Origin of the sequence: Rhodococcus sp. IEGM 1351, from assembly GCF_030056875.1 — a bacterium.
Lineage (GTDB): Bacteria > Actinomycetota > Actinomycetes > Mycobacteriales > Mycobacteriaceae > Rhodococcus_F > Rhodococcus_F opacus.
On sequence record NZ_JASHKU010000048.1, the window covers coordinates 20,386 to 28,618 of the forward strand.

At 67.0% G+C, this 8,233-nt stretch carries 7 protein-coding genes and 1 pseudogene; 2 read left to right on the top strand and 6 right to left on the bottom strand.

Annotated elements, in window-relative coordinates; all coding sequences use genetic code 11:
- The first annotated feature begins 44 nt into the window (after positions 1-44).
- Positions 45-1,192, top strand: a pseudogene (locus tag QM806_RS39455) (serine hydrolase domain-containing protein).
- Positions 1,193-1,403: 211 nt separating this feature from the next.
- Here QM806_RS39455 and QM806_RS41975 read toward each other — a convergent pair.
- The 3 genes from QM806_RS41975 to QM806_RS39465 form a co-directional block, all read right to left on the bottom strand.
- Positions 1,404-1,865 carry an amidohydrolase family protein gene (locus QM806_RS41975; RefSeq protein ID WP_122975569.1) on the bottom strand — a complete coding sequence of 154 codons (462 nt, stop codon included), beginning with the start codon at positions 1,863-1,865 and terminating at the stop codon, positions 1,404-1,406.
- A 223-nt stretch (positions 1,866-2,088) separates the two neighbouring features.
- Positions 2,089-2,397 (bottom strand): antibiotic biosynthesis monooxygenase family protein, encoded by a 309-nt coding sequence (locus QM806_RS39460; RefSeq protein WP_005572892.1) that lies wholly within the window; start codon positions 2,395-2,397, stop codon positions 2,089-2,091.
- Between the two features lie 121 nt (positions 2,398-2,518).
- Positions 2,519-2,764, bottom strand: a complete 246-nt coding sequence (locus QM806_RS39465; RefSeq protein WP_005572894.1) for a sigma factor-like helix-turn-helix DNA-binding protein — start codon at positions 2,762-2,764, stop codon at positions 2,519-2,521.
- 132 nt (positions 2,765-2,896) lie between these two features.
- On the opposite strand from QM806_RS39465, the gene QM806_RS39470 reads away from it, so the two are divergent.
- Positions 2,897-3,664 (top strand): hypothetical protein, encoded by a 768-nt coding sequence (locus QM806_RS39470; protein ID WP_054245950.1) that lies wholly within the window; start codon positions 2,897-2,899, stop codon positions 3,662-3,664.
- Here the strand turns inward: QM806_RS39470 and QM806_RS39475 are convergent.
- The 3 genes from QM806_RS39475 to QM806_RS39485 all read right to left on the bottom strand — a co-directional run bounded on the left by QM806_RS39475 (position 3,637) and on the right by QM806_RS39485 (position 8,080).
- Complete coding sequence (locus tag QM806_RS39475) at positions 3,637-4,017, bottom strand: DMT family transporter (protein WP_081276428.1); 381 nt, start codon at positions 4,015-4,017, stop codon at positions 3,637-3,639. The two genes, QM806_RS39470 and QM806_RS39475, sit on opposite strands and share 28 nt — an antisense overlap.
- Before the next feature lie 122 nt (positions 4,018-4,139).
- Positions 4,140-6,515: an FdhF/YdeP family oxidoreductase gene (locus tag QM806_RS39480; RefSeq protein WP_283294948.1), complete on the bottom strand. Its 2,376-nt coding sequence runs from the start codon at positions 6,513-6,515 to the stop codon at positions 4,140-4,142.
- Positions 6,516-6,529: 14 nt separating this feature from the next.
- On the bottom strand, positions 6,530-8,080 hold the full coding sequence (locus tag QM806_RS39485) for an FAD-dependent oxidoreductase (protein ID WP_043793384.1): 1,551 nt from the start codon (positions 8,078-8,080) through the stop codon (positions 6,530-6,532).
- Between the last annotated feature and the right edge of the window lie 153 nt (positions 8,081-8,233).

Here is an 8,233-nt window from a genome sequence, read left to right on the forward strand (position 1 = left end):
CAGGCGGTCATCGTCGCCGCCGAACAGAGCAGCGAGGCCGCGAAATGATCGACGACACCAAGACGATTGTCAGCCTTGCGGATTGGCAGAACCCACCGATCAACCGGTACACCTTCGGCCGAATGCGGCAAGTCGTGCCGACGGCACAGGTGGCTGCCGGATCGGCGCCACTGCGACTCACCGACGGCGACCCGCTCGATCTCGATCTCCCCGTCGGCACCGAAGCGCTCCGTTCAATACTCGACGCACCTACACCGACGGATTCATGGTCCTCCACAACGGCAGCGTCCGCGCCGAGCTGTACCCCGGAGACCTCGAACCCGACCGGACGCACATGCTGTTCTCGGTCAGCAAGTCAATTGTCGGAACCGTCGCGGCGAACTTGATCGCAGCCGGTCTGCTGGACCCGGAAGCCGCCCTCACCGAGTACATTCCGGAGCTTGCGAACTCCGGCTACGCGGGTGCCACCGTGCGCCATATCCTCGACATGCGTTCCGGCATCCGATTCTCCGAAGAATACCTGGAACCGGGCGCCGAGGTGCGGCACCTCGATCAGGCCGTGGGCTGGATTCCGCGCGTCGACGATTGGGTACCGCCGTCGCTCTACCAGTTCCTTCCGATGCTGAAAGCGGCTCGCCCCCATGGCGGCCCGTTCGAATACCGATCGTGCGAAACGGATGTACTCGGCTGGGTGTGCGAACGCGCCGCCGCCGACCGTATGCCGGCGCTGCTGTCGCGGCTCGTGTGGTCGAAGTTCGCCGCCGACGACCTGGACGCCGGGGTAGACCGTGCCGGAGCCGTTTTCGCGGACGGCGGCCTCGCCGCGACGCTCCGGGACGTTGCGCGATTCGGTGAGCTGCTCCGCCGCGGCGGACGCATCGACGTAGAACAGGTCGTGCCGCTGCACTGGATCGACGATTCCCTGCGTGGCGCGCCCGATTCGTGTGAGGCATATTCTCAATCGCCGACCGGAGCGCCGTTCCCGGGCGGGATGTACCGAAATCAGTTCTGGATTCCCCACCCCGATCGGCGTGTGCTGTTGTGTCTGGGAATCTACGGTCAGTTCATCCACATCGACATCGATCGGGGCGTCGTCGTCGTGAAACTGTCGTCCTGCCCGACACCGGTGAACGATGAACTGGGCAACGCCGCATTCGCCGCGGCCGAGGCCGTCGCCGCGGCGTTGGCCTGAACGGTCACAGCGTCAGGGCGTGCGGAGGCCCCCGGTCCACGGCCGCGGGGGGGCCGCGCACGTCCGCCTGTCCGACGGACGGGATTCGGTAAACACGCCTCGCCGGACGACTGAACAGTGCCATCCTCTCCGAGGCAGAGAAGGCTTCCGTAACGGACTTCGCGCATTCCACAGGGGAACGAATCCGCACGATCGAGCATCCGGCGGAAAGTTACTCTCCATCATGCAGCGGTCCGCACCAAACGCCTCCACCGCGGGTTTCGACGTATGGGCGCCAGATCTCTGCCAGTTCATCCGAACCGGCCTTGGTCTGCCGACTTTCGAGGCCGAAACCCCAGAAGGGCAGGCCTAGACCACCGATCTTGCAGACGACGCTGGGCCGTCGAGCAAGATCATGCAAGGAGTCTCGCCAGCTTCGAAAGATTGCGTTGCTCTCCTCAGCGTTCGTTTCCATGCCTATCGCCAACCCCAGATGGTTCAGGATCATCGTCGTCTCTGGAACGGAGTCCGCCAATCTGCTCAAGGCCGCGCTCAGGTGGCTGCCCCTTCGCTGCAGCCAGATCCGCTGAGCCGGAACGGTGTTCGTCGGCGGCGCGTGGGCACCGGCGACAGAAGGCAGGCCGGGGCAGGGGCCGTCGTCGAGCGCGACCGCACGTTGAGCATGCCAATGCATGGATGGCGGTGTCGCAGCGTCACATTCCGGACACGAGTTCGTGAGGGACGGAGCTCCTCTTCACTTCGTCGAACATTCGACGGAGCATGCTTCGACGAATCCGGATCTGCACCGCCGAACCGAAAGTCCGGCACAACCGGATCCCTGGTGGTCCGGGCGCGGCTCGATCAGCACGCCCGGACCACACGTGCACTGTTCCAGCCGGTAGCTACCGACACCCCGATCAGTCTTCTTCAGTCGCAGTGTTCTGGACCACCTCGAACCACGTGGAATCCATCTGGCCGGCTTCAAGTCCCACAAGCTCGTCACGAGTGGCGCGGAAGGCTTCGTCATGATGCCAGGCCGACCAGTCTTCTCTCGTTTCCCAGACACCGACGATGGCGCGCTCGAGTGGCTCATCGACCCCCTTGAGAAGTTGCGCTGAAATCCACCCCGGCTTTTCACGCGCCGCAGCAACCCGCTCATGCATTGCGCGGTCCCATCGCCCGGCACCCTCGTCGCGAAGCACAACTCTGGTGATGATTGTCATCATTGTGGCTCTCCTTTCCGACCCTCCTCAGAATGAACCTGTGGGTCGGCAAACTCCACGAATGCGGCGGCACACCGCCGAGACGACGTGAAAGAGGCGGCACCGCGGGATCCCGCAGCGTCGATCACTGCCATCCGCTCGCCGGACGGTCGCCGTCGACCACCGCCCCGGCGGCGAGTTGCCGCCGGAGGAGGTTGAGTGCCGCATGCTGGAGGAGGAGTACGGCCTCGACGTTCGTCCCGAGGATGCGTGCCACCTCGACGGCCGGGAGGCGGTGCGCGAGCCGGAGTCGCAGCACCGTCCGGTGGCGGTCGGGGAGGCTGTCCATCAGGGTGACGGCCCCGGCCGCGTCCTCGTCGTCGATGGTCACGACAGGCCTTTCTCTCGGATCGCACCACTGTCGCCGACCCGATGTCCCAGGTGGAAGGGACCGGCGTCCCGACCGTCCGGGATCCTGTCGACACGGCTACGACGGTCCGCCCGACGCTTTACGCTGAACGGCATGGCCGCTCTTCGCGCGGAGTGGATCAGGATCTGGCGCAACCCGGCCGACACCCTTGCGACCGTCGCGTTCAACGCCGTCCTGATGATCGGGGCCTGGTTCCTGCTCCCCCGGAACTGGTTGTTCGAGTGGACCGGACCGTCGGGTTTCGCTCTGGCCCTCGCCGGCTGGATGTACGCCGACGTCACCGCCACCAACGTGCTGGCACCGGACCGCGAGCGCGTTCTCGCCGCACTCGACGACCGGGACGCGCTGGGTGCGTTGCTCGCCGCCAAGGCGGTGGCGCTGTGGATGTTGATCGCCCCGATCTGCGCGACCATCGCGATCGCCGTGGGTGTCGTCGAGCAGGACTGGCTGTTCACGGCGGTGGTGGTGGTCGCGGTGGCGCTGTGCCCGTTCGGTGCACTTGCCGGGTCGAGTCTGGTCGGGGTGTTCTTCCCGTACCACCAGCGGTCGTTGCGGTGGCGGTGGGAGCAACGCGCCCGGTGGCGCACCGTCGTCGTCCGGTGGCTGATCCTGCTGGTGGTGCCGTACGGGGTGTTCCCGGCGTTGTCGGTGGCGATCGCCATGGTCCCGGTCGTGCTGTGGCGCCTCGTGCGACCGGCTGATGTGCACACGCGGATCGGCACCGCGGACTTCGCTCTGTGCGTCGCCCTCGCCGTCGTCATCTCCGCGCTGATGTGGGTCGCGGCACGTCGAATCGCAATGTCACGCATACAACGCCACGAACCGTTGGCGGGCTATCTGCGCGATCGGGACAGGGGCTGAGCCGGATCCGTGCCGGTGTCCTCCACGACGGCGGCTCCGCGCGCCAGGGCCACCGCGGCCATGACGACGGCGATCAGGGCGACGACGAGGACGGCGGTCACCTTCCGGTCGGCGTCGAGGTATTCGCCGAGCACCACGAAACCGAGCGGCGACGCCACGAGGGGTTCCATCACCGTGGTCGCGGGGAGCGACGCCTGCAGCGCTCCGACCTGAAAGGCCGACTGCCCCGCGATCGCCGCGGTGAGGGCGGACGCCCACAGCCAGTCGGCGCGTGTGACCGTGCGCCCGGAGAACCGGGCACCGAGCGGCAACGCGACAACAGCGACAGCACGGAGTCGGTCACAGTCATTCACTGTAAGTGCAGAATGTCCGGTTCGCCCCGAGACGTGAGCGCCGAAGCGCACTCCCGGACACATCGCCGCTCACCTGCGCAGGTGAGTGGGAAAGCGTGCCGGGGCACACGATGCCACTCACGTCAGGAGAGATGCTTCGGCTGGGGGGTCGACTTGTGGAATCGGTCCGATCCGACCTCGTCCTGGCTCGCCTCCGGCGGGCATTCGGCGCTGTATTTGCCGGCGTGTTCCAGGGAGACGACGACGGACTTCGACGTGGGACAGTTGCTGCCGGCCGCCGTGGAATCGAGCGGGACGAGCGGGTTGGTCTCCGGGTAGTAGGCGGCGGCCGAACCCCGGGGCGTGTCGTATTCGACAATCCGGAAGTCGTGGGCGCAGCGGACGCGGTCGTCTTCTGCCCAGTGAGTGAAGAGGTCGACCATGTCGCCGTCGTCGAATCCGAGGGCGGCGATGTCGTCGCGGTGCAGGAAGATCACGCGGCGGCCGCCCTCGATTCCGCGGTAGCGATCGCTGAGCCCGTAGATCGTGGTGTTGAACTGATCGTGGCTGCGGATCGTCTGCAGGATCACGTGCCGCGGGGGCACCTGCAGCACCTCGATCGGGGACACCGCGAATTCGGCGCGCCCCGAGTGGGTGGGGAACGTCCGGGAATCACGCGGCGGGTGCGGCAGGACGAACCCGCCCGGCCGGCGGACGTTGACCTCGTACCCCTCGCAGCCGGGCACCACCCGCGAGATGTGCAGGCGGATGTTCGCGTAGTCGTCCCGCATCTTCTTCCACTCGAGACCGTAGCGGTCGCCGATCGTGGCCTCCGCGATGCGGGTGACGATCCCCACCTCCGAATCGAGGTGCGGACTAGCCGGTTTCAATGGACCACGGGAGGCGTGGACCGAGCACGTCGAGTCCTCGACCGAGATGAATTGCGGCCCGCCGGCCTGGACGTCCTGCTCGGTGCGGCCTTTCGTCGGCAGGATCAGAGCGGTGTCACCGCACACGAGATGCGAGCGGTTGATCTTCGTCGAGATGTGGACCGTCATCCGGGTCTTGCGCAGTGCGGCGGCGGTGACGTCGGTGTCCGGGGCGGCCTGGACGAAGTTGCCGCCCAGCCCGAGGAAGAAGTGCGCCTTGCCGTCACGCATCGCCCGGATGGAATCGACGGTGTCGTAACCGTTCTCGCGGGGCGGATCGAAGTCGAATTCCTTCGCGAGCGCGTCCAGGAAGTGCCGCGGCGGACGCTCCCAGATTCCCATCGTGCGGTCGCCCTGCACGTTCGAGTGCCCGCGCACCGGCAGCAGCCCGGCACCGGGTTTTCCGATGTTCCCCTGGGCGAGAGCGATATTGGTGACTTCCTTGATGATCGCCACCGAGTTGTGGTGCTGGGTGAGTCCCATCGCCCAGCAGAACACGGTGGCGTCGGAATCCCGCAGGAGCCGGGCCGCGTCGGTGATCTGTTCCCGCGACAGCCCGGTCGTGCGGGTGACGACGTCCCAGTCGATGTCGGTGACGTGCTGCTTCCACAGCTCGAATCCGATTGTGTGCTGGTCGATGAACTCCTGATCGAGGGCATCCCATTCGACGAGCAGTGAGCCGAACGCCTGGAGCAGGGCCAGGTCGCCGTTCAGTGCGATAGGCAGGTGCATGTCGGACAAGTCGGTGCCCGGGCCCACCATGCCGCGGGGCGTCTGCGGATTCTTGAAGTTGACCAGGCCCGCCTCACGGAGCGGGTTGATCGAGAGGATCTTCGCACCGTCCTGCTTGGCCTTCTCCAGCGCCGACAACATCCGCGGATGATTGGTTCCCGGATTCTGACCCTGCAGCACAATGAGTTTCGCCTGATAGACGTCGTCCATCGTGACGCTGGCCTTGCCGATGCCGATCGACTCCTGCAGCGCGATGCTGGTCGATTCGTGACACATGTTGGAACAGTCGGGCAGATTGTTCGTCCCGAACGCGCGGACGAACAGCTGGTACGCGAACGCCGCCTCGTTGGACGCCCGGCCGGACGTGTAAAAGATCGCCTCGTCCGGACTGTCCAGGGCGTTCAGCTGATCCCCGATCAGGGTGAAGGCCTCGTCCCATTCGATGGGTTCGTAGTGCGTTCCTCCGGGCCGCTTCACCATCGGATGCGTGATCCGGCCCTGCTGCCCCAGCCAGTGCTCGCTGTGGCAGTCGAGCTCGGCGATACTGTGGCGGGCGAAGAATTCGGGTGTCGCGCGGTCGCGGGTGGCCTCTTCCGCCACCGCCTTGGCGCCGTTCTCACAGAACTCCGCGGCGTGCCGGTGGCCCGGCTCCGGATCGGGCCACGCGCAGCTCATGCAATCGAACCCCTCGGCCTGGTTCAGTTGCAGCAACGTCTCGGCCGTACGGACCACGCCCATGTGCTCGAGCGCGCGCTTCATCGACACGGCGACAGCGGTCGGGCCTGCCGCGTGGTCCTTCGGGGGCCGCACCTCGAGATCGGCCTCGTCGTAGTCCCGTTCCTCGTCCGTGTGTCGCATCATTCAGCCTTTCGTCAGGGCGACCTCCCCACCAGTCGACCGAGATAGTCGATGACGTCGTCGGCCGCGGTGGCCGCGGCGGTGAGCGCGACGTACCCGTCGGGCCGCACCACCACCAGCGTGCCACCGTGTGCCCCGTATGCGCTGCGCGCCAAACCGCGGTCGTCGACGACGTCCACGCCGGGACCGCGGGAATCGCCCACCACCACGTACTTCACGTCGTCGGGCGCATCTTCGGCCAGGGTCTGCAGGATGTGCCGGGAGCCGCCGCCGAACCCGAGGACCGTGAAGTGTGTCCCCCGGAACACGTCGAACAGTCGCAGCGGCGTGCCGTCGGGGCTCAGGCAGGGCGCGTCGGGTGCGCGATCTCCGGCGCGCAGACCCGTCGTCACGTCCCCATCCCGCGACAGTGAACTCCACGGGTAGCCCAGACCGAGTTGCTGGCCGTCTTCGGTCACCGCGCCCGCAAACCCCTCGGAGTCCTCGCGCCCGAGGTTCGAGGCCACCTTCTGCAGTCCCGCGCTGCTCACCCCGAGCGTCCAGCGCGCGAGCGGCAATCGTTCCTCCTGGTACGTGTCGAGGAGCGACGGGTCCGCGGAGCCGGCCAGGACGAGAGCCAGTTTCCACCCGAGGTTGTAGGCGTCCTGGATTCCCGTGTTCATCCCGAGCCCACCGGACGGCGGATGAACGTGGGCCGCGTCCCCGGCCAGGAACACCCGGCCGTCGCGGAAGCGGTCCACCATCCGCACGTTCACATGCCAGGTGGACAGCCACGTCGGTTCGGACAATCGCACGCCGGGGCCGCAGGCGATGTCGTCGAGAACCCGCTGGAAGTACTCGAGCGACGGTTCGGGCAGGTTGCCCTCCTCGTCGAAGTCCGCGAACGGCACTCCCTGGAACTGCCAGGAGTTGATTCCACGGAACGGGCACAACGCGACGAACCCCCGCTCGGGGTGCGTCCACTGGTACCAGCGATCGGGGACCAGCCCGTCGACGGACACGTCGCCGAGGAGCATGCCCTCGATGCCGCCCGTCCCCTCGAACGACACCCCGAGCGCCTTGCGCACCGCGCTGCGCCCGCCGTCGCAGCCGACCAGGTAGCGCGCCATGACGGTCCCGCCGCCGGCGAGCCGGACGGTCACCTTGTCGGTGGTCTGCTCGAAGCCGACCACCTCGACACCGCGCTCCACGTCGATCCCGAACTCCGACAGTCTTTCTCGCAGGATCTGCTCGGTCCGCCACTGCGGGATCATCAGACCGCCGTCGTACGGCCGATCGGGCGTGGGGCTCAGGTCCGCGTGCGGGTCGCTGTCGCGCACCACCTGGCCGCGCACCGCGACCCGGCTGGGCAGGTGCCGGAACCCCGCCTCGACGATCTCGTCGACGATGCCGAGATCGTCCATCACTTCCTGGCTGCGCGCGGTCAATCCCTTTCCCCGCGAACCTGCGAACGGCTCGGGCGACTTGTCGAGGATCCGCACCTCCGCGCCCCGTCGCGCCAGTTCCAGCGCGAGCGTGAGCCCGGTCGGACCGGCACCGGCCACCACTGCCTCGGTAGGGCTCATGGCGTCATCGTATTCGCGACGGCACCGATCCGGCGGGAAAGTCGCTGCACAATCGTCGACGAAGGTTCCCGCTCACCGGTCTCGCGGAGTGATCCTCTCGCTCAGAAGTTTCCGCGGGCGGCTTGTTCGCGTTCGATGGCTTCGAAGAGGGCT

Excerpts from the sequence above, each read along its gene's own strand:
- QM806_RS41975 (WP_122975569.1), bottom strand. The coding sequence starts at position 1,865 with ATGCATTGGCATGCTCAACGTGCGGTCGCGCTCGACGACGGCCCCTGC.
- QM806_RS39460 (WP_005572892.1), bottom strand. The coding sequence starts at position 2,397 with ATGATGACAATCATCACCAGAGTTGTGCTTCGCGACGAGGGTGCCGGG.
- QM806_RS39470 (WP_054245950.1), top strand. The coding sequence starts at position 2,897 with ATGGCCGCTCTTCGCGCGGAGTGGATCAGGATCTGGCGCAACCCGGCC.
- QM806_RS39480 (WP_283294948.1), bottom strand. The coding sequence starts at position 6,515 with ATGCGACACACGGACGAGGAACGGGACTACGACGAGGCCGATCTCGAG.
- QM806_RS39485 (WP_043793384.1), bottom strand. The coding sequence starts at position 8,080 with ATGAGCCCTACCGAGGCAGTGGTGGCCGGTGCCGGTCCGACCGGGCTC.